A 19,290-nucleotide genomic window follows, 5' to 3' on the forward strand; every position below is an offset into this window, starting at 1 on the left:
CTCTTCTTGTGCATTGCGTCAAATGTTATCAGCGATTAAGCGATAACTTTAGCAACAACGCCTGCACCAACGGTACGACCACCTTCACGGATTGCGAAACGCAGACCGTCGTCCATCGCGATTGGGTGGATCAGGGTAACAACCATTTTGATGTTGTCGCCTGGCATTACCATCTCTACGCCTTCTGGCAGTTCGATGGTACCGGTCACGTCAGTTGTACGGAAGTAGAACTGTGGACGGTAGCCTTTGAAGAACGGAGTATGACGGCCGCCTTCGTCTTTGGACAGGATGTACACTTCAGATTCGAACTTGGTGTGCGGCTTGATTGAGCCTGGCTTAGCCAGTACCTGACCACGTTCGATTTCTTCACGTTTGATACCACGCAGCAGAACACCTACGTTCTCACCAGCACGGCCTTCGTCCAGCAGTTTGCGGAACATTTCAACGCCGGTACAGGTAGATTTCGCAGTATCTTTGATACCAACGATTTCAACTTCTTCACCTACTTTAACGATACCGCGCTCTACACGACCGGTAACAACGGTACCACGACCGGAGATGGAGAATACGTCTTCGATTGGCAGCAGGAACGGCATGTCGATTGCACGTACTGGTTCTGGGATGTAAGAATCCAGGAAGCCAGCCAGTTCAACGATTTTAGCTTCCCACTCAGCTTCGCCTTCCAGCGCTTTCAGAGCAGAACCACGGATGATTGGAGTGTCATCGCCCGGGAAGTCGTACTGAGACAGAAGCTCACGCACTTCCATTTCAACCAGCTCCAGCAGCTCTTCGTCATCAACCATGTCGCATTTGTTCAGGAACACGATGATGTAAGGAACGCCAACCTGACGACCCAGCAGGATGTGCTCACGGGTCTGAGGCATAGGGCCGTCAGTCGCAGCAACAACCAGGATAGCGCCGTCCATCTGAGCAGCACCGGTGATCATGTTTTTCACGTAGTCGGCGTGCCCTGGGCAGTCAACGTGCGCGTAGTGACGAGTCGGGGTGTCGTACTCAACGTGGGAGGTGTTGATGGTGATACCACGAGCTTTTTCTTCTGGTGCGTTATCGATCTGGTCGAATGCACGAGCAGAACCACCGTAGGTTTTAGCCAGAACGGTAGTGATTGCAGCGGTCAGCGTTGTTTTACCATGGTCAACGTGGCCGATAGTACCGACGTTAACGTGCGGTTTTGTACGTTCAAACTTTTCTTTAGACATCGATTGTCCCTCTAAGACACGGATAAATCGGTGATATCACCACATCAACCAGGCATATGCCTGAATTAGCTGAATGCATTAACAGAAGAGAAACAGGGAGGAGATAAAGAAGTGGTGCTGATAGGCAGATTCGAACTGCCGACCTCACCCTTACCAAGGGTGCGCTCTACCAACTGAGCTATATCAGCACATCTTGTTGGAGCGGGCAGTGGGAATCGAACCCACATCATCAGCTTGGAAGGCTGAGGTAATAGCCATTATACGATGCCCGCATCCTGGAACTCGGCTACCTGAATCTTTCTGTAGTGAATATGAGAGAAGGCCTCTCAGTATTCGGGTCGACAAACTGTTCGTTTATCGCACCGGGCTTCGCAATGCGTTGCCGAATATGGTGGTGGGGGAAGGATTCGAACCTTCGAAGTCGATGACGGCAGATTTACAGTCTGCTCCCTTTGGCCGCTCGGGAACCCCACCTGGGGTACTTGATGGTGCCGGCTACCGGAATCGAACTGGTGACCTACTGATTACAAGTCAGTTGCTCTACCTACTGAGCTAAGCCGGCATCAAGTAGCGCGCATTCTAGGAAGAGAGCGCCGCTCATGCAACAAAAAAATCGCATAAAATGCACTACCGCTCACATTTTGCGCTAGATCTCGAGAATATGGTGGCTAAAGCACCAATTGAGAGCAAATTTTCATCGTTCCCGGCATCCGTTTTTCCTGGGAGTAGGCGCCTGACGATGCCTGAATGACAAATAATAATCATCAGAAATAAGACTGCCCCTCTAAAATGGCTCGCAGCCCCTTCTTTCACTGTAAGCGCAACGTGATGTACCCGCCGTAATACATCACTGTTGTTGATTTTTTCTTATCGTTCTCTTCATTCAGGTGTTACCCTCCTGCCCACTGTTGAAAAGTTAAATACGCGGCATACTTTTTATACACAACGTCTGATTACTTGCGTTCGAGAATGTAGCGCGTAAATTTTGTCCTGAATTACAGGCAGAAGCATGCTTATGAGTAATAAAGAGCAAATGTTGGCAACAACCCCTTATCTACAATTTGACCGGAGCCAATGGGCAGCATTGCGCGACTCTGTTCCCATGACGTTAACCGAAGGGGAAATCGCCCGGTTAAAAGGCATTAACGAAGACCTTTCCCTGGAAGAGGTGGCGGAGATTTACCTGCCGCTGTCTCGTCTGCTCAATTTCTATATCAGTTCAAACCTGCGGCGCCAGGCGGTACTCGAGCAGTTCCTTGGCACCAATGGCCAACGTATTCCCTACATCATCAGTATTGCGGGAAGTGTGGCTGTCGGAAAGAGCACGACAGCGCGTGTGCTGCAGGCCCTACTCAGCCGTTGGCCTGAGCACCGTCAGGTTGAACTGATCACCACCGACGGCTTCCTTCATCCAAATAAAGTGCTTAAAGAGCGCAATTTGATGAAGAAGAAAGGCTTCCCGCAATCCTATGATATGCATCGTCTGGTGAAATTTGTATCCGACATCAAATCGGGTGCAACCAACGTGACGGCGCCGGTGTACTCACATTTGGTGTACGACGTGATCCCCGACGGCGATAAGACCGTTGCCCAGCCGGATATCTTGATTCTGGAAGGGTTAAACGTTCTGCAAAGCGGAATGGATTATCCCCACGATCCACATCATGTATTTGTTTCTGACTTCGTAGATTTTTCTATATATGTAGATGCGCCGGAAGAGCTATTACAGAATTGGTATATAAATCGGTTCTTAAAATTCCGTGAAGGTGCATTCACCGATCCAAACTCTTATTTCCACAGCTATGCAAAGCTCTCTAAAGATGAAGCCATAAATATTGCAACGCAGCTATGGAATGAAATTAATTTATTGAATTTAAAACAAAACATATTACCAACACGCGATCGCGCAAGCTTGATTATGACAAAAAGTGCTAATCATGCTGTTGATTGTGTCAAACTGAGAAAATAATAAGATGAGGGGGAATTCCCCCTCTCTTTAATTTGCGCCGCGCAGAGAAATCTCACCGCCAACCCAAGCTTTTATTACTCCGTCCTGCTCCAACAATAATCCACCCTGCTCATTAATGCCTCGAGATATTCCATGGACCTCTCGTTCCCCAATAATGAGTTTTACCGGTCGATTGATGAAGTTATCCAGTTTTTCCCAACGAGGCAGGAACGGTAATAAACTTTCCTGCTCAAACAGCTGTAGTGCCGTACGTAACTCCTGGATTAGAGTGACCGCTAGCGTATTCCTGTCAATACGGATACCAGCTTCCTGGAGGTTGATCCATCCCTGATTAATCACATCTGTAGCAACATTACGCATCGCAAGATTAATCCCAGCACCGATAACGATTTGCGCGGCATCCCCCGTTTTCCCGGTGAGTTCAACCAAAATACCGGCGAGCTTGCGGTCGTTCAGATAGAGGTCGTTTGGCCATTTTACCCTGACGTCTTCAGCGCCAAGGCGCTGTAATACTTCCGCCATCACAATGCCAATAACCAGACTGAGTCCAATTGCCGCAGCTGGCCCCTGCTCCAGACGCCAGTACATGGACAAATAGAGATTTGCTCCAAAGGGCGAGAACCACTGACGGCCTCGTCTTCCACGCCCGGCCTGCTGATATTCGGCTATGCAGGAATCACCAGATTGAAGGGAATTGAGGCGATCAAGCAGGTATTGGTTGGTGGAATCAATCACCGGAAGGACAGCAACCGTCCCACTTTCTATCTGTGACTTAATAAAATCTTCATCCAGTAACTGGATAGGCTCCGGCAAGCTATACCCCTTGCCTGGAACGGTAAAGACATCGATTCCCCAGTCTCGCAGAGTCTGTACATGCTTATTAATAGCCGCACGACTCATCCCTAACTGCTCACCCAGTTGCTCACCTGAATGAAACTCACCGTCTGCCAGAATACTAATTAACGTTAACGGAACCCGATTGTCTTTCACGCGATAGTCTCCACGGCACTGACTTCCCCTTTGCTCGCCATAAAGCGAACTTCTGGTTCAAGCCAGACATCAAACTTTTCACCAACCTGTTGGCGTACGTAGTGTGCAAGGGCAACAATATCTGCGCTGCTGGCATTTTCTTCGTTAATGATGACCAAAGCCTGTTGCCGATGAATCGCGGCTCCACCAATGCGGTATCCCTTCAACTGACATTGATCGATCAGCCAACCTGCTGCAAGTTTAACGCTGCCGTCTGGCTGAGGGTAATGGGGGACGTTCGCGCCACAAGAAATCAGTTTTTCAGCCTGTTCCGCGCTAATAACGGGGTTTTTGAAGAAACTGCCGGCATTACCATTCACTTTTGGATCGGGCAGCTTCGAGCTCCTCATATTGCAGACGCTTTCAAAAACCTGCTGGGGTGTTATGGTCGAAGGATCCAGTTTACTCAGGTCGCCGTAGCTGAGAACCGGCCTCCAGGCTTTAGGCAAGCGATAGCCAACGGCTACAATTGCAAAGCGGTCCTGGTAGTCATGTTTAAAGATGCTGTCCCGGTAGCCAAAGCGGCATTCTGCGTTTGTTAAACGCAATGGCTGGCCATTACTTAGCTCAACGCAATCGACATAGTTACATACCTGTTTAATTTCAACACCATATGCACCAATGTTTTGAATGGGCGATGAGCCAGCACAGCCCGGTATCAGAGCAAGGTTTTCCAGACCTGGCATGCCTTGTTGGAGAGTATATTCCACGAGGTGATGCCAGTTTTCACCAGCACCGACATGGAGCAACCAGGCATCATCCGTCTCAGCAACTTCAATCCCTTTAATACGATTGATAATGACCGTGCCTTCGAAGTTTTCGAGGAAAAGAACATTACTCCCTTCCCCAAGGATAAGTACCGGCTGATGAGCCTGCGTCGATTCTGCCCACGCTTCAGTAAGCTGTTGTACAGATTCAGCGATAACAATATGTGCCGCAGTTGCCTGAATACCGAAAGTATTGAAGGGTTTAAGAGAGGAGTTCATGTCAGCCATTTTCCGGAATATAAACCAGAATAGTTTACCCGATCCTGTTGAGAATGGCTTGTCTGTCTCAGTAGAACGCGCACAGCAAAAAGGCCCAGTCTTTCGACTGAGCCTTTCGCTTTTATTTGATGCCTGGCAGTTCCCTACTCTCGCATGGGGAGACCCCACACTACCATCGGCGCTACGGCGTTTCACTTCTGAGTTCGGCATGGGGTCAGGTGGGACCACCGCGCTACGGCCGCCAGGCAAATTCTGTTATTGACCGTTATATTTCCATATAACCATCAATCTAATCCTGAACTAAGCTGAAAATCTTTCGTCTCTAAAACACCTTCGGTGTTGTAAGGTTAAGCCTCACGGATCATTAGTACTGGTTAGCTCAACGTATCGCTACGCTTACACACCCAGCCTATCAACGTCGTAGTCTTCAACGTTCCTTCAGGACCCTTAAAGGGTCAGGGAGAACTCATCTCGGGGCAAGTTTCGCGCTTAGATGCTTTCAGCGCTTATCTTTTCCGCATTTAGCTACCGGGCAATGCCATTGGCATGACAACCCGAACACCAGTGATGCGTCCACTCCGGTCCTCTCGTACTAGGAGCAGCCCCCCTCAATTCTCCAGCGCCCACGGCAGATAGGGACCGAACTGTCTCACGACGTTCTAAACCCAGCTCGCGTACCACTTTAAATGGCGAACAGCCATACCCTTGGGACCTACTTCAGCCCCAGGATGTGATGAGCCGACATCGAGGTGCCAAACACCGCCGTCGATATGAACTCTTGGGCGGTATCAGCCTGTTATCCCCGGAGTACCTTTTATCCGTTGAGCGATGGCCCTTCCATTCAGAACCACCGGATCACTAAGACCTGCTTTCGCACCTGCTCGAGCCGTCACTCTCGCAGTCAAGCTAGCTTATGCCTTTGCACTAACCTCACGATGTCCGACCGTGATTAGCTAACCTTCGTGCTCCTCCGTTACGCTTTAGGAGGAGACCGCCCCAGTCAAACTACCCACCAGACACTGTCCGCAACCCGGATCACGGGTCTACGTTAGAACATCAAACATTAAAGGGTGGTATTTCAAGGTTGGCTCCACGCAGACTGGCGTCCACGCTTCAAAGCCTCCCACCTATCCTACACATCAAGGCTCAATGTTCAGTGTCAAGCTATAGTAAAGGTTCACGGGGTCTTTCCGTCTTGCCGCGGGTACACTGCATCTTCACAGCGATTTCAATTTCACTGAGTCTCGGGTGGAGACAGCCTGGCCATCATTACGCCATTCGTGCAGGTCGGAACTTACCCGACAAGGAATTTCGCTACCTTAGGACCGTTATAGTTACGGCCGCCGTTTACCGGGGCTTCGATCAAGAGCTTCTCCTTGCGGATAACCCCATCAATTAACCTTCCGGCACCGGGCAGGCGTCACACCGTATACGTCCACTTTCGTGTTTGCACAGTGCTGTGTTTTTAATAAACAGTTGCAGCCAGCTGGTATCTTCGACTGCCTTCAGCTCCACCCGCGAGGGGCTTCACCTGATGACAGCGTGCCTTCTCCCGAAGTTACGGCACCATTTTGCCTAGTTCCTTCACCCGAGTTCTCTCAAGCGCCTTGGTATTCTCTACCTGACCACCTGTGTCGGTTTGGGGTACGATTCAATGTTACCTGATGCTTAGAGGCTTTTCCTGGAAGCAGGGCATTTGTTACTTCAGCACCGTAGTGCCTCGTCATCACACCTCAGCGTTTGATAAGCGTCCGGATTTACCTAAACGCTCCGCCTACATGCTTAAACCGGGACAACCGTCGCCCGGCTAACATAGCCTTCTCCGTCCCCCCTTCGCAGTAACACCGAGTACAGGAATATTAACCTGTTTCCCATCGACTACGCCTTTCGGCCTCGCCTTAGGGGTCGACTCACCCTGCCCCGATTAACGTTGGACAGGAACCCTTGGTCTTCCGGCGAGCGGGCTTTTCACCCGCTTTATCGTTACTTATGTCAGCATTCGCACTTCTGATACCTCCAGCAAACCTCACAGTTCACCTTCAACGGCTTACAGAACGCTCCCCTACCCAACAACACATAGTGTCGCTGCCGCAGCTTCGGTGCATGGTTTAGCCCCGTTACATCTTCCGCGCAGGCCGACTCGACCAGTGAGCTATTACGCTTTCTTTAAATGATGGCTGCTTCTAAGCCAACATCCTGGCTGTCTGTGCCTTCCCACATCGTTTCCCACTTAACCATGACTTTGGGACCTTAGCTGGCGGTCTGGGTTGTTTCCCTCTTCACGACGGACGTTAGCACCCGCCGTGTGTCTCCCGTGATAACATTCTTCGGTATTCGTAGTTTGCATCGGGTTGGTAAGCCGGGATGGCCCCCTAGCCGAAACAGTGCTCTACCCCCGAAGATGAGTTCACGAGGCGCTACCTAAATAGCTTTCGGGGAGAACCAGCTATCTCCCGGTTTGATTGGCCTTTCACCCCCAGCCACAAGTCATCCGCTAATTTTTCAACATTAGTCGGTTCGGTCCTCCAGTTAGTGTTACCCAACCTTCAACCTGCCCATGGCTAGATCACCGGGTTTCGGGTCTATACCCTGCAACTTAACGCCCAGTTAAGACTCGGTTTCCCTGCGGCTCCCCTATACGGTTAACCTTGCTACAGAATATAAGTCGCTGACCCATTATACAAAAGGTACGCAGTCACCCCATAAAGAGGCTCCCACTGCTTGTACGTACACGGTTTCAGGTTCTTTTTCACTCCCCTCGCCGGGGTTCTTTTCGCCTTTCCCTCACGGTACTGGTTCACTATCGGTCAGTCAGGAGTATTTAGCCTTGGAGGATGGTCCCCCCATATTCAGACAGGATACCACGTGTCCCGCCCTACTCTTCGAACTCACAGTATGTGCATTTTAGTGTACGGGAGTATCACCCTGTACCCTGCGACTTTCCAGACGCTTCCACTAACACACAAACTGATTCAGGTTCTGGGCTGCTCCCCGTTCGCTCGCCGCTACTGGGGGAATCTCGGTTGATTTCTTTTCCTCGGGGTACTTAGATGTTTCAGTTCCCCCGGTTCGCTTCATTACGCTATGTATTCACGTAATGATAGTGTGACGGATCACACTGGGTTTCCCCATTCGGAAATCGCCGGCTATAACGGTTCATATCACCTTACCGACGCTTATCGCAGATTAGCACGTCCTTCATCGCCTCTGACTGCCAGGGCATCCACCGTGTACGCTTAGTCGCTTAACCTCACAACCCGAAGGTGTCTCGTAAGACACAATCGCTGTTGTGAAAATTTGAGAGACTCGAACATGTCTTAACCTCATTCTTTATTACGGAAGAATAAGACGACATGTCGTTTCAATTTTCAGCTTGTTCCGGATTGTTAAAGAGCAAATACTTCGCAGTACACCGTCACCGGTACACTCTGAAGTAAGTTTTGGTGCATGAAATGATGGTGGAGCTAAGCGGGATCGAACCGCTGACCTCCTGCGTGCAAGGCAGGCGCTCTCCCAGCTGAGCTATAGCCCCATCGATTTCGTAAAACCTTTGATTACCATAAATTCATCGCTGGTCAAGGCGCAGCGCCACGAAGCATACTTTTGTATGTGAGTGGTGCTGTAACGCAGGATAGCGGAGAATTTGGTAGGCCTGAGTGGACTTGAACCACCGACCTCACCCTTATCAGGGGTGCGCTCTAACCACCTGAGCTACAAGCCTATAAGGTTTTACTGCTCGTTTTCTATCAGACAATCTGTGTGAGCACTACGCGGGTTGTATCTTTTAGGTAAGGAGGTGATCCAACCGCAGGTTCCCCTACGGTTACCTTGTTACGACTTCACCCCAGTCATGAATCACAAAGTGGTAAGCGCCCTCCCGAAGGTTAAGCTACCTACTTCTTTTGCAACCCACTCCCATGGTGTGACGGGCGGTGTGTACAAGGCCCGGGAACGTATTCACCGTAGCATTCTGATCTACGATTACTAGCGATTCCGACTTCATGGAGTCGAGTTGCAGACTCCAATCCGGACTACGACGCACTTTATGAGGTCCGCTTGCTCTCGCGAGGTCGCTTCTCTTTGTATGCGCCATTGTAGCACGTGTGTAGCCCTACTCGTAAGGGCCATGATGACTTGACGTCATCCCCACCTTCCTCCAGTTTATCACTGGCAGTCTCCTTTGAGTTCCCGGCCGAACCGCTGGCAACAAAGGATAAGGGTTGCGCTCGTTGCGGGACTTAACCCAACATTTCACAACACGAGCTGACGACAGCCATGCAGCACCTGTCTCAGAGTTCCCGAAGGCACCAATCCATCTCTGGAAAGTTCTCTGGATGTCAAGAGTAGGTAAGGTTCTTCGCGTTGCATCGAATTAAACCACATGCTCCACCGCTTGTGCGGGCCCCCGTCAATTCATTTGAGTTTTAACCTTGCGGCCGTACTCCCCAGGCGGTCGACTTAACGCGTTAGCTCCGGAAGCCACGCCTCAAGGGCACAACCTCCAAGTCGACATCGTTTACGGCGTGGACTACCAGGGTATCTAATCCTGTTTGCTCCCCACGCTTTCGCACCTGAGCGTCAGTCTTTGTCCAGGGGGCCGCCTTCGCCACCGGTATTCCTCCAGATCTCTACGCATTTCACCGCTACACCTGGAATTCTACCCCCCTCTACAAGACTCAAGCTTGCCAGTTTCGAATGCAGTTCCCAGGTTGAGCCCGGGGATTTCACATCCGACTTAACAAACCGCCTGCGTGCGCTTTACGCCCAGTAATTCCGATTAACGCTTGCACCCTCCGTATTACCGCGGCTGCTGGCACGGAGTTAGCCGGTGCTTCTTCTGCGAGTAACGTCAATCACCAAGGTTATTAACCTTAATGCCTTCCTCCTCGCTGAAAGTACTTTACAACCCGAAGGCCTTCTTCATACACGCGGCATGGCTGCATCAGGCTTGCGCCCATTGTGCAATATTCCCCACTGCTGCCTCCCGTAGGAGTCTGGACCGTGTCTCAGTTCCAGTGTGGCTGGTCATCCTCTCAGACCAGCTAGGGATCGTCGCCTAGGTGAGCCATTACCCCACCTACTAGCTAATCCCATCTGGGTTCATCTGATGGCAAGAGGCCCGAAGGTCCCCCTCTTTGGTCTTGCGACGTTATGCGGTATTAGCTACCGTTTCCAGTAGTTATCCCCCTCCATCAGGCAGATCCCCAGACATTACTCACCCGTCCGCCGCTCGTCACCCAGGAGCAAGCTCCCTGTGCTACCGCTCGACTTGCATGTGTTAGGCCTGCCGCCAGCGTTCAATCTGAGCCATGATCAAACTCTTCAATTTAAAAGTGTTTGATGCTCAAAGAATTAAAACTGTTTATAAAATCAGTAGTCACTCTTCAAGACTTGATATTTGTTTGCATCCGAAGATGCTGAGATATCAATCCTGCGAGTGCCCACACAGATTGTCTGATAAATTGTTAAAGAGCAGTGCTACTTTCTCAGTAGCGCGGGCTGTGCATATTACGCTTCCCCGCTGCGTAGTCAAGCATTTATTTTTCGCTTCACTCCGCCTGACACGCCGCTTTGCAAGCCGTTGTTCCGTGTCAGTGGAGGCGCATTATAGGGAGTTCTTCGGCGGTGACAAGCGTTTATTTAAAAAAACTTTCTGACCGCATTCTTTTTCGCCAACCCGCTTATTTACAACGCTATTTGGTGCTTAACTGTGCAATTTCACGGGCAAATCGGGCTACCTGCGGCCAATCGGTATAAACCACTTCTTTACTTGTATCCGTTTCACCGCCGGTCATTTTCATAATTAAGCGGATCATGAAGCGGTCCAGCCAGCCATAACGCGGGTAACGCAATGCACCGGCAAACACGGCACAATGATCGGGCTGCCAAACCGAGTTAAGCAAAAACTTGCGGGTATAAGGATTCGTCTGCGGTGAACGCTTCTCTGGTTTACGGGCAACAAGATTGACCGCGAAAAATGCACTCGCGCGCTCCTTCAGCTGCAGCTGATACTTTTTCACGAACGCCTCAACAGAGGCATGGAAATGTCCGTAGCGAATAGAAGCACCAATGATCACCCGGTCGTAATTAGCCCAGGCAAGTTCCTCGCAGCGATGGAGATTGACCACATCGCTCTCCACGCCCAGCTCTTTCAGTTCAGAAGAGATATAAGAAGCAATCTCACGAGTTTGACCATCTCGGGTCGAAAACAGAATTAAGGTTTTCACACAGGCTCCGGTTACTCGCGCCAGAAAGTAGGCGTGAACAGTACTAGCAGGGTAAATACTTCAAGGCGGCCAAACAGCATATTCACGATCAGGATCCATTTGGCCACGGGATTCATGCTGGCAAAGTTATCGGCAACGACGCCAAGGCCCGGGCCCAGGTTATTAAGCGTTGCAGCAACAGAGGCAAAAGCAGAGAAGTCATCCACGCCGGTCGCGATGATAGCCAGCATACTGACGATAAACACCAGCGCATAAGCAGAGAAGAATCCCCATACGGCTTCAAGAATTCGTTCCGGCAAGGCCCGGTTCCCAAGCTTGATGCTGTAAACGGCATTCGGGTGTACCAGGCGTTTCAGCTCGCGGTTACCTTGTTTAAACAGCAGCAGGATACGAATCACTTTCAGGCCACCACCGGTAGATCCGGCGCAGCCGCCGATGAAGGCAGAGCAGAGCAGCAAAACCGGCAAGAATAGCGGCCAGCGAGCGATGCTGTCCGTGGTAAAGCCCGCGGTGGTCGCCATCGACACGACCTGGAAGAAAGCCTGGTTCAAAGTCTGCCAGGCTGACTGGTAGGTATTATGGAACCAAAGCACCAGAGTACAGACCAGAACCAGCGAGAGCTGTACACCGATAAACATCCGAAATTCCGGATCGCGCCAGTACACTTTGAGGCTACGCCCGCTCAGCAGGGAGAAGTGCAGACTGTAGTTACAGCCAGAGATCAGCAGGAAGATAGCAATAATGGTATTGATGGTTGGGCTATTGAAGTAGCCCACGCTCGCATCATGTGTCGAGAAGCCACCAATCGCAATAGTAGAGAAGCTATGTCCGATAGCATCAAACGCCGGCATCCCCGCGAACCAAAGCGCCAGCGCGCAAGCAATCGTCAGCAGGACATAAATGAGCCACAGCGTCTTTGCCGTTTCGGCGATACGCGGGCGCATTTTATTATCTTTAAGCGGCCCCGGCATTTCTGCCCGATACAGCTGCAACCCACCGACGCCAAGAATAGGCAAGATGGCCACCGCCAGGACGATGATCCCCATCCCGCCGAACCATTGCAGCATTTGCCGATAGAAAAGAATCGCATGAGGTAAAGAGTCCAGCCCCACCAGCGTTGTCGCGCCGGTCGTTGTCAGGCCAGAAAAGGATTCAAAAAAGGCGTCTGTTACCGTCAGATTCGGCCGCTCGGCAAAGACAAACGGCAGCGCACCCACGCTGCCCAGCACAGTCCAGAACAGCACAACGATCAGGAAGCCTTCCTTCGGTTTGAGATCCCTTTTCTCACGGCGATTTGGCCACCACAGTAAAGAACCTATCGCCAGCGCAACAAAAAAGGTTTGGGTAAAGGCGCGGCCGGCACCGTCTCGATAGATTAGAGCCACTAAGCCGGGGAGTATCATGGTTCCGGAAAAGAGGATAACCAACAGGCCAACGATTCGGGTAATGGCGCGAAAATGCATTTCAGCCGCTTCCTTAAATATCTATAAATAACGAGGTGGGATTATTGTTCAAACGGCAATAAATGCAACGCACCGCGGCTAAAGTCACTCAGCCTGGCGTTGAAGGCAGCCACCTGGGTTTGCGGCAACGCTACGCGCATAGCAACGATGGCCTGGAAGTCGCTTTCCACAATAAGACCATCGCTTTGCTTGAGTAGCGCTTCCACACCCGCCAGCTGCGAATAGTCGCAATGCAAAGTATATTCGGTTAACGGCACTTTGAGCACTGTAGAAAGCTGGTTTAACGCCAGCTGTACGCCGCCGCCATAGGCTTTCACCAGGCCACCAGTACCCAGCTTCACCCCACCGTAGTAGCGCACCACCACCGCAGTGATTTCACCAATACCTTTTCCCATCAGTTGGGCAAGCATAGGTTTCCCTGCGGTGCCTGCAGGCTCACCATCATCCGAGAAACCTAGCTGCTGCGAGTCATCCGGCGCGCCAGCAACCCACGCCCAGCAATGGTGACGAGCGTCCGGGTGTTCAGCCCGGACTTTCTCAACAAATGCTTTAGCCGCTATTACCCCATCCGTATGGGCGACAAAGGTAATAAAGCGGCTTTTCTTGATCTCCTCGCTGACCGTGACGGGCTCGGCAGGGATTGGCCAACTTTCCATTACGCGAGCTTCAGGTTACGCGTCATGTTTTCGATGCTGTTTTCATAGATAACGACGTTATCTTCAATGCGGATGCCGCCAAACGGCTTCAGCGCCTCAATACGCTTCCAGTCGAAGTGTTTGCTGTACTGCCCTTCACGCCACGGTGCCAGCAGCGATTCGATAAAGTACAAACCGGGCTCAATGGTCAGCACCATGCGAGGTTCCAGCACGCGGGTACAGCGCAGATAAGGATGCTGCGAAGGTGCAGCCAGATGCGTCCCGGTATCGTCCTGCATAAACCCGGCTACATCGTGAACCTGCAACCCAAGCGGATGCCCGATGCCGTGCGGCATGAACGGGGTAGTGATCCCGGCTTCCAGCATCGCCTCTTCACTGATGTCGTTCACCAGCTTGTGGCGACGCAGCAGCTTAGCCAGACGCTGATGGAACTGGATGTGGTAATCGGTATAGCGCACACCGGACTTCATAGTGTCGATCAGCGCCAGTTGCTCTTCGTTCACGTCTTTAATCAGATGAGCGAAATCGCTGTCGCTTTGGGTCGTCCAGGTCCGCGTCAGGTCGGCGGCATAGCCGTTATATTCAGCGCCAGCGTCCAGCAGGAAGCTCCGAATTTCGGCAGGGACGCGATGATCCAGCTTAGTGTAGTGCAGCACCGAAGCATGCTCATTGAGCGCCACGATATTGCCATACGGCACATCGGTATCGCGGTGTCCGGTCGCCGTCAGGTAAGCGATGTTAATATCGAATTCGCTCATGCCGGACAGGAACGCTTCGTGCGCAGCGCGATGGCCGACGACTGCCGTTTTCTGTGCTTCGCGCATGCAGGACAGCTCGTAGTCCGTTTTATAAGCGCGATAATAATGCAGATAGTCGATAACCCCTTTCGGGTTGATGTTGGCTGGCGTGATATCCAACTGTAATGCACGCTCTGGCACCGGGCCAATGTAGCCAATATTGCTGCGTGCGGCAGGCAGTTGGCTGCCGATACCGTCGGCTTTTGGCAGCGCAATCACTTCAATATCGTCGGTCCAGAAGGATTCCGGCAGCGGCTCCACGTTGTGCCAGTAATCCACCGGCAGATAGAACCACAGCTTCGGCTTATTCACGCCATCCACCAGCAGCCAGCAGTTAGGTACCTGGGTCACCGGCACCCAGGCTTTGAACTGCGGGTTTACTTTAAACGGATAGGCATGATCATCGAGGAAGACATTGAACAGCTCCCCGGAGTGAATAAGTAATGCATCAAGGTTAAAACGCGCCAGAACGTTGCGGGTACGCTCCTGTAGCGTTGCCACATGATCTTTATACAGCGCGGCCAGTGATTCCATAATTTATCCTTCTGTTTTTGTCTCTGTTCGCATCGCATCTTAGCATACCGGACAAACCGCCGAGTTATTTCCGCCGCCTGTGATCGAGTTTGCAAATATTTAAAGAGAAATTTGCATTTCATTAACATCAATTCCACACTCCGCTTCATCTGGTACGACCAGATCCCATTGCTGGATTCAGGAGATTGACATGCTCTACCAAGGTGAAACCCTACATCTCGACTGGCTGGAAGACGGCATCGCCGAACTGGTTTTTGATGCCCCCGGCTCCGTCAACAAGCTGGATACAGCGACCGTCGCCAGCCTCGGCGAAGCGCTGGCCGTACTTGAAAAACAGCCTAACCTCAAAGGCCTGCTGCTGAGTTCCAGCAAATCCGCCTTCATCGTTGGCGCCGACATTACCGAATTCCTGTCGCTGTTCCTGGTCCCTGCCGAACAGCTGACCCACTGGCTGCAATTTGCCAACAGCGTGTTTAACCGCCTGGAAGACTTGCCCGTCCCAACCATCGCCGCGGTGAATGGTTACGCGTTGGGCGGCGGATGCGAATGTGTACTGGCAACCGATTACCGTCTGGCAACGCCGGATACCCGTATTGGCCTGCCGGAAACTAAGCTAGGCATTATGCCGGGCTTTGGCGGTTCCGTTCGTCTGCCGCGTTTATTGGGTGCCGATAGCGCGCTTGAAATTATCACCGCGGGCAAAGACGTTGGCGCAGCAGAAGCGCAAAAACTTGGCCTGGTTGATGGTGTGGTAAAAACCGAAAAACTGCGTGACGGCGCACTGGCAGTCCTCCGCCAGGCGATCAAAGGCGAGCTTGACTGGCAGGCAAAACGCGCCCCGAAACTTGAGCCGTTACGTTTAAGCAAAATCGAAGCCGGTATGAGCTTCACCATTGCTAAAGGCATGGTGGCGCAGATCGCCGGGAAGCATTACCCAGCGCCAATGACTGCGGTAAAAACCATTGAAGCTGCCGCCGGTCTTGGCCGCGATGAAGCCCTGAAGCTGGAAACCCAAAGCTTTGTGCCGCTGGCTCGTTCCAATGAAGCCCGCGCGCTGGTCGGCATCTTCCTGAACGATCAGTTTGTCAAAGGCAAAGCGAAAAAACTCACCAAAGATATCGAAACGCCTAAACACGCGGCCGTACTCGGCGCGGGTATTATGGGCGGCGGCATTGCTTATCAGTCCGCCTGGAAAGGCGTGCCGGTATTAATGAAAGACATTAACGAGAAGTCGCTGGCGCTGGGCATTAATGAAGCCAGCAAGCTGCTGAACAAACAGCTTGAGCGCGGCAAAATTGACGGCATGAAGCTGGCACAGGTGATTTCAACCATTCAGCCAACGCTGGAATACGCAGGGTTCGATCGTGTAGACGTTGTCGTTGAAGCCGTAGTTGAAAATCCGAAAGTGAAAAAAGCGGTGCTGGCAGAAACCGAAGATAAGGTTCGCCCTGATGCCGTGCTGGCTTCCAACACCTCAACCATCCCGATTAGCGAACTGGCAAGCGGGCTGAAACGCCCGGAAAACTTCTGTGGGATGCACTTCTTCAACCCGGTGCATCGCATGCCGCTGGTTGAAGTCATTCGCGGAGAAAAAACCTCAGACGCCACCCTCGCCAAAGTGGTGGCATGGGCAAGCAAAATGGGTAAAACCCCTATCGTGGTCAATGACTGCCCGGGCTTCTTCGTCAACCGCGTGCTGTTCCCCTACTTTGCAGGCTTTAGCCAGTTGCTGCGCGACGGCGCGGATTTCCGCCAGATCGACAAAGTGATGGAAAAACAGTTCGGCTGGCCGATGGGCCCGGCTTACCTGCTGGACGTGGTCGGAATTGATACCGCCCATCACGCACAGGCGGTCATGGCCGCAGGCTTCCCGCAGCGTATGAACAAAGATTACCGCGACGCAATCGACGTTCTGTTTGATGCCGGACGCTACGGCCAGAAAACCCAGCAGGGCTTCTATCGTTTTAAAGAAGACAGCAAAGGCAAACCGCGCAAAGACCAGGACGAAGCTGTTGATGGCCTGCTGGCAGACGTGAGCCAGCCTAAGCGCAGCTTCAGCGACGAAGAAATTATCGCCCGCATGATGATCCCAATGGTCAACGAAGTGGTTCGCTGCCTCGAAGAAGGCGTGATTGCCAGCCCGGCAGAAGCCGATATGGCGCTGGTTTACGGCCTCGGTTTCCCTCCGTTCCACGGCGGCGCGTTCCGCTGGCTGGACACCCTGGGCAGCGCGAAGTATTTCGACATGGCGCAGCAGTACCAAAACCTCGGCCCGCTGTACGTCGTGCCTGAAGGCCTTCAGGCCAAAGCATCACGCAACGAGCCGTACTATCCCCCGGTCGAGCCAGCCCGCCCGACCAGTGACCTGAAAAGCGCCTGAGGAGTGAACATGGAAAAGGTTGTTATTGTTGATGCCATCCGTACGCCGATGGGCCGCTCGAAAGGCGGCGCGTTCCGCAACGTTCGCGCTGAGGATCTGTCGGCGCATCTGATGCGCAGTATCCTGTCCCGTAACCCGGCACTCGAAGCCGCAGCACTGGACGATATCTACTGGGGCTGCGTCCAGCAGACGCTTGAGCAGGGTTTCAATATTGCCCGCAATGCATCGCTTCTGGCGGAAATTCCTCATTCAGTGCCAGCCACCACGGTGAACCGCCTGTGCGGTTCCTCCATGCAGGCGCTGCACGATGCAGCACGCATGATTCAAACCGGCGACGCGCATGCTTGCCTGATCGGCGGCGTGGAACACATGGGCCACGTACCGATGACCCACGGGATTGATTTCCACCCTGGCCTCAGCCGCAACGTGGCAAAAGCTGCGGGCATGATGGGCCTGACGGCTGAAATGCTTTCCCGCTTACACGGCATCAGCCGTGAAATGCAGGATCAGTTTGCCGCGCGTTCCCATCAGCGCGCCTGGGCTGCCACAGAAGCCGGGCACTTCAAAGCGGAAATTATGCCGACCAGCGGTCACGATGCCGACGGCGTTCTGAAGCGTTACGACTACGATGAAGTGATTCGCCCGGAAACCACGGTTGAAGGGCTGGCGGCGCTGAAACCTGCTTTTGATCCGGTCAATGGCACCGTCACCGCAGGCACATCTTCGGCGCTGTCCGATGGGGCATCCGCGATGCTGCTGATGAGCGAAACTCGCGCCAAAGAGCTGGGCCTGAAAATTCGCGCACGCGTTCGCTCGATGGCCGTCGTCGGCTGCGACCCGTCCATTATGGGTTACGGCCCGGTGCCTGCATCCCGACTAGCGCTGAAAAAAGCGGGCCTGACCGCTCAGGATATCGACCTGTTTGAGATGAACGAAGCGTTTGCCGCCCAGATCCTGCCGTGCATTAAAGATCTGGGGCTGATGGATAAGATCGACGAAAAGATCAACCTGAACGGTGGCGCGATCGCGCTGGGCCACCCGTTGGGCTGCTCCGGCTCCCGTATCAGCACCACGCTTATCAACCTGATGGAGCGTCGCGACGCGCAGTTTGGCCTGGCTACCATGTGTATTGGCCTGGGTCAGGGCATCGCGACCGTATTTGAACGCGTTTAATAAAAAACGAAACTGAGTTTAGTTGCCGTGTTTCCCGCCTGTCAGGGGCGGGTTTTTTATATCTGAAAGATAAAAAAAACCACCGACGATGCGGTGGCTTATTCTGACGACGAACGGCCTTAAATAAAGGAGAAAGCGTCGCCGAACATATGTTCAACCAGCGCCCCGCGCTCGTTGCAGAACAGTTCACGGGCAATTTTCGCCATTTCGAAACGACCTGCGATATAGATATCGTGCCCGCTCAGTGAAGCGTGATCCTGCATAACGGCGGTGAGTACAGTCCCGCTCCGGCCACGCCAGCCTTCTTCCGGCTGCTCAACCACGGCTTCAACACGCAGATTAGGATGCTGCAGGGTCAGCCCTTCCAGCTCGGCCAGGTCGTAAAGATGCTTCTCTTCGCGGCCGCCCCAATAGATTGCAATTTCACGCTCTGGGTTACGCGCCAGCGCCGTCAGCAGAATAGAACGAACGTAAGAGAACCCCGTGCCGCCGGCAATCAGGATAAGAGGACGGTCTTCATCTTCGCGCAGCCACGCATCACCGTGTGGCATATCAACCACAATTTCTTGCCCTTTCAGAATACGGTCCATTACCGCCATGGCATAGAGGTTGAGCTCAGAGGCACCAATATGTAATTCAATGAACTCACGCTCGCTCGGCGTGGAAGCCATAGAGAACGGGCGCTTATCCCGCTCATCCATCACCACCATCAAATACTGCCCGGCCTGGAATGAGAAATCGCCTTCCGGCAGCAATCGAACGCGATATACCGTGTCGGTTATCGCTTCTACCGAGGTCACTTTACAGCTTAAGGTTGTCATGCGTCCCCTCTGTCGGGTCAATAATGCTAAACCGT

General features: G+C 52.5%; 11 protein-coding genes, 6 tRNA genes and 3 rRNA genes. 3 read left to right on the forward strand and 17 right to left on the reverse strand.

Going from position 1 to position 19,290, the window contains the following annotated elements; genetic code table 11:
- Positions 1 to 35 precede the first annotated feature (35 nt).
- From tuf to ACREYP_RS21190, 5 genes are all read right to left on the reverse strand, one after another.
- Complete coding sequence (gene tuf / locus ACREYP_RS21170; protein WP_311888038.1) at positions 36 to 1,220, reverse strand: elongation factor Tu; 1,185 nt, start codon at positions 1,218 to 1,220, stop codon at positions 36 to 38.
- Between the two features lie 112 nt (positions 1,221 to 1,332).
- Positions 1,333 to 1,408, reverse strand: a tRNA-Thr gene (locus ACREYP_RS21175).
- Positions 1,409 to 1,417: 9 nt separating this feature from the next.
- Positions 1,418 to 1,492, reverse strand: a tRNA-Gly gene (locus ACREYP_RS21180).
- Between the two features lie 117 nt (positions 1,493 to 1,609).
- Positions 1,610 to 1,694, reverse strand: a tRNA-Tyr gene (locus ACREYP_RS21185).
- A 12-nt stretch (positions 1,695 to 1,706) separates the two neighbouring features.
- A tRNA-Thr gene (locus ACREYP_RS21190) sits at positions 1,707 to 1,782 on the reverse strand.
- A 453-nt stretch (positions 1,783 to 2,235) separates the two neighbouring features.
- Between ACREYP_RS21190 and coaA the strand changes: the two genes are divergently transcribed.
- Positions 2,236 to 3,189, forward strand: a complete 954-nt coding sequence (coaA, locus tag ACREYP_RS21195; protein ID WP_034808670.1) for a type I pantothenate kinase — start codon at positions 2,236 to 2,238, stop codon at positions 3,187 to 3,189.
- Positions 3,190 to 3,216: 27 nt separating this feature from the next.
- On the opposite strand, the gene birA is transcribed toward coaA, so the two are convergent.
- From birA to pepQ, 11 genes are all read right to left on the reverse strand, one after another.
- Entirely contained in the window at positions 3,217 to 4,179 is a 963-nt protein-coding gene (gene birA / locus ACREYP_RS21200) for a bifunctional biotin--[acetyl-CoA-carboxylase] ligase/biotin operon repressor BirA (RefSeq protein ID WP_008457129.1), read from the reverse strand.
- Positions 4,176 to 5,204 carry a UDP-N-acetylmuramate dehydrogenase gene (gene murB / locus ACREYP_RS21205; protein ID WP_336819901.1) on the reverse strand — a complete coding sequence of 343 codons (1,029 nt, stop codon included), beginning with the start codon at positions 5,202 to 5,204 and terminating at the stop codon, positions 4,176 to 4,178. Before murB ends, birA begins: the two co-directional genes overlap by 4 nt.
- Before the next feature lie 130 nt (positions 5,205 to 5,334).
- Positions 5,335 to 5,450: ribosomal RNA gene (rrf, locus tag ACREYP_RS21210) — 5S ribosomal RNA — on the reverse strand.
- Positions 5,451 to 5,547: 97 nt separating this feature from the next.
- Positions 5,548 to 8,454: ribosomal RNA gene (locus ACREYP_RS21215) — 23S ribosomal RNA — on the reverse strand.
- A 206-nt stretch (positions 8,455 to 8,660) separates the two neighbouring features.
- Positions 8,661 to 8,736: transfer RNA gene (locus ACREYP_RS21220), tRNA-Ala, on the reverse strand.
- 112 nt (positions 8,737 to 8,848) lie between these two features.
- Positions 8,849 to 8,925, reverse strand: a tRNA-Ile gene (locus ACREYP_RS21225).
- A gap of 68 nt (positions 8,926 to 8,993) precedes the next feature.
- A 16S ribosomal RNA gene (locus ACREYP_RS21230) occupies positions 8,994 to 10,533 on the reverse strand.
- Together the 16S, 23S and 5S rRNA genes with 2 tRNA genes alongside form the textbook arrangement of a ribosomal RNA operon.
- Before the next feature lie 364 nt (positions 10,534 to 10,897).
- Positions 10,898 to 11,431: a menaquinone-dependent protoporphyrinogen IX dehydrogenase gene (gene hemG / locus ACREYP_RS21235; RefSeq protein WP_166879461.1), complete on the reverse strand. Its 534-nt coding sequence runs from the start codon at positions 11,429 to 11,431 to the stop codon at positions 10,898 to 10,900.
- An 11-nt stretch (positions 11,432 to 11,442) separates the two neighbouring features.
- On the reverse strand, positions 11,443 to 12,894 hold the full coding sequence (trkH, locus tag ACREYP_RS21240; RefSeq protein ID WP_008455438.1) for a Trk system potassium transporter TrkH: 1,452 nt from the start codon (positions 12,892 to 12,894) through the stop codon (positions 11,443 to 11,445).
- A gap of 41 nt (positions 12,895 to 12,935) precedes the next feature.
- Positions 12,936 to 13,550: an IMPACT family protein gene (locus ACREYP_RS21245; protein WP_336819558.1), complete on the reverse strand. Its 615-nt coding sequence runs from the start codon at positions 13,548 to 13,550 to the stop codon at positions 12,936 to 12,938.
- Positions 13,550 to 14,881: a Xaa-Pro dipeptidase gene (pepQ, locus tag ACREYP_RS21250; protein ID WP_166995906.1), complete on the reverse strand. Its 1,332-nt coding sequence runs from the start codon at positions 14,879 to 14,881 to the stop codon at positions 13,550 to 13,552. Before pepQ ends, ACREYP_RS21245 begins: the two co-directional genes overlap by 1 nt.
- 190 nt (positions 14,882 to 15,071) lie before the next feature.
- Here pepQ and fadB point away from each other — a divergent pair, with 190 nt between their 5' ends.
- Both fadB and fadA read left to right on the forward strand, forming a co-directional pair.
- Entirely contained in the window at positions 15,072 to 17,261 is a 2,190-nt protein-coding gene (gene fadB, locus ACREYP_RS21255; RefSeq protein ID WP_336819556.1) for a fatty acid oxidation complex subunit alpha FadB, read from the forward strand.
- Positions 17,262 to 17,270: 9 nt separating this feature from the next.
- Entirely contained in the window at positions 17,271 to 18,434 is a 1,164-nt protein-coding gene (gene fadA, locus ACREYP_RS21260) for an acetyl-CoA C-acyltransferase FadA (RefSeq protein WP_008455446.1), read from the forward strand.
- A 119-nt stretch (positions 18,435 to 18,553) separates the two neighbouring features.
- Here the strand turns inward: fadA and fre are convergent, their stop codons facing one another.
- Complete coding sequence (fre, locus tag ACREYP_RS21265; RefSeq protein ID WP_008455448.1) at positions 18,554 to 19,255, reverse strand: NAD(P)H-flavin reductase; 702 nt, start codon at positions 19,253 to 19,255, stop codon at positions 18,554 to 18,556.
- Positions 19,256 to 19,290 lie beyond the last annotated feature (35 nt).

This window comes from Enterobacter sp. TMH.L2 (genome assembly GCF_050847315.1).
In the GTDB taxonomy this organism is placed as follows: domain Bacteria; phylum Pseudomonadota; class Gammaproteobacteria; order Enterobacterales; family Enterobacteriaceae; genus Cedecea.

Excerpts from the sequence above, each read along its gene's own strand:
- tuf (WP_311888038.1), bottom strand. The coding sequence starts at position 1,220 with ATGTCTAAAGAAAAGTTTGAACGTACAAAACCGCACGTTAACGTCGGT.
- coaA (WP_034808670.1), top strand. The coding sequence starts at position 2,236 with ATGAGTAATAAAGAGCAAATGTTGGCAACAACCCCTTATCTACAATTT.
- murB (WP_336819901.1), bottom strand. The coding sequence starts at position 5,204 with ATGAACTCCTCTCTTAAACCCTTCAATACTTTCGGTATTCAGGCAACT.
- trkH (WP_008455438.1), bottom strand. The coding sequence starts at position 12,894 with ATGCATTTTCGCGCCATTACCCGAATCGTTGGCCTGTTGGTTATCCTC.
- ACREYP_RS21245 (WP_336819558.1), bottom strand. The coding sequence starts at position 13,550 with ATGGAAAGTTGGCCAATCCCTGCCGAGCCCGTCACGGTCAGCGAGGAG.
- pepQ (WP_166995906.1), bottom strand. The coding sequence starts at position 14,881 with ATGGAATCACTGGCCGCGCTGTATAAAGATCATGTGGCAACGCTACAG.
- fadB (WP_336819556.1), top strand. The coding sequence starts at position 15,072 with ATGCTCTACCAAGGTGAAACCCTACATCTCGACTGGCTGGAAGACGGC.
- fadA (WP_008455446.1), top strand. The coding sequence starts at position 17,271 with ATGGAAAAGGTTGTTATTGTTGATGCCATCCGTACGCCGATGGGCCGC.
- fre (WP_008455448.1), bottom strand. The coding sequence starts at position 19,255 with ATGACAACCTTAAGCTGTAAAGTGACCTCGGTAGAAGCGATAACCGAC.